Source organism: Paraburkholderia sp. BL25I1N1, assembly GCF_003002025.1.
Taxonomy (GTDB): domain Bacteria; phylum Pseudomonadota; class Gammaproteobacteria; order Burkholderiales; family Burkholderiaceae; genus Paraburkholderia.
The window spans coordinates 1-1,728 of the sequence record NZ_PVZB01000074.1 but is presented as its reverse complement, the minus strand read 5'-3'; the positions used below and the strand labels follow the sequence as shown (position 1 = coordinate 1,728).

2 protein-coding genes are annotated in these 1,728 nt (G+C 61.0%); one reads left to right on the top strand and one right to left on the bottom strand.

The features are described 5' to 3' along the window. On the top strand, positions 1–1,224 hold a 1,224-nt coding region (locus B0G73_RS39905), incomplete at its 5' end, for a CHAD domain-containing protein (protein WP_106286496.1). Positions 1,225–1,300: 76 nt separating this feature from the next. Here B0G73_RS39905 and B0G73_RS39900 read toward each other — a convergent pair. Continuing rightward, a partial coding sequence (locus tag B0G73_RS39900) for a hypothetical protein (protein WP_258194192.1) occupies positions 1,301–1,728 on the bottom strand: 428 nt, incomplete at its 5' end.

Here is a 1,728-nt window from a genome sequence, read left to right as displayed (position 1 = left end):
CCCGCTGATACCGACTGCGGCAGGTTGATCCGTGACGAGGCTGCTGCCGCCCGCTTGCAGCCCGTATTTGTCACGCGGATCAAGCGATCCACTATTCCGCTGCGCTTACCGTCTGGAGACCAACTCGACGTTGCACTCGACGAGGGGACCATCGACGCTGACTCTGGCTCGGTACCGATCGCGGCTCTGGAGCTGGAGCTGAAACACGGCCAGGCGGAGAGCCTGTACGGCGTCGCGCTCGAGTTGCTGGAAACCGTGCCGCTACGCATCGACCACCTCAGCAAGGCCGATCTCGGCTACGAACTGCTCGTAGCGGAGCACAGCGACGCGGTCAAGGCCCAACCGGTGCATCTGACCAAGCGTGATTCGGTCGAGGACGCGTTCTGCAGTATCGCGCGCAACTGTCTGGATCAGGTCCACGCGAACGAACGTGGCGTCGTTTCTGGCCACGATCCGTCGAGCGTCCATCAGATGCGCGTGGGGCTCCGTCGGCTGCGCTCGGCCCTCGACCTGTTTGCAAAGGTGATTCCGGCTTATCCCGATCTCGACGAGGAACTGCGGTGGATCGCGTCGGCGCTCGGCGCCGCGCGTGATTGGGAAGTGCTCGCAGGATCGACGCTTGAACATGCGGCGGCAAACGGGAACGCGGACGAAATCCTGCCTGCCCGGCAGGTATGCGAGCAGATCGCCGCCAACAACCGGCAGCGGGCGGCAGCCGCAGTCGAGTCGGTTCGCTATACCCGGCTGGTTCTCCAACTCGCGCTCTGGTTAAGCGGAAAGGGCTGGCAAGACGGGATGTCCGACAAGCAGCGTGAGGGGATTGACAGGTCCGTCGGGCAGTTCGCCGCGGAAGTCGTACGCCGCCGGCACCGGAAACTTATCAAACGTGGCAAGCGGCTCGCCGATCTCGACGATCACCGTCGCCATCGCGCCCGCATTGCGGCGAAGAAAGTGCGATACGCGACCGAGTTCTTCGCGTCGCTGTTTGCGAGGCGTGCCGTCCGGCATTATGTCGATGCATTGGCCGCACTCCAGGATGATCTCGGCTGGCGCAACGATGCCGTTGTCGCCGACCAGCTTCTGAAGCTGCTGCCACGAGCATCGCCCGAAGCGGCACCGGGTGCGGCCTTCGCGCGAGGTTATCTTGCTTCACGCGTCGCCGCCGATCATCCGGCATTGAAGAAGCGGTGGAAAGGTTTCAGGCGCCTTTCGCCACCGCACTGAGCAAGCCTGCGTCCCAAGGAAAAACTTCGCTTCCCGGCTTGAGGAAGCTGGACGCTTTCGAGAGGCAGAGGCTTGCTCAACCGTGCGTTGATCGTTGCTCTGGCTTCTTACTACGAGTCGTGTCGTCCGTCTCGCGCAGCGCCGCGTTTGCCGTGACCAACAATGCCGCATCATGATCACGCAGCACTGCGTCGACTGCGTCGAAGGCGTTCTTTAGCTCCTTCTGCCCAGTCTTCGTTGCATTGCCCCCTTCGAAAATGGCATCAGCTTCCTTCTTCAACCGCCTTACGAGTTTCGCAGCAAACCGGCTATCGAGCGAGCTGTTCTGCACGAACTCCTTGATCTGTATTGTCAACGCCGTCAACGCCTGTTCAGTTGTTTCATTCGAGTCGCTGGCATCGACAGATAACGATTTCTTTCCCATCAACATTCTCCAAAGTGTATTTACTCTCGGCGGGCAGCGGCGAAGAGAAAGCGCAAAGTTGCGAATCGGATGCCTAAGAG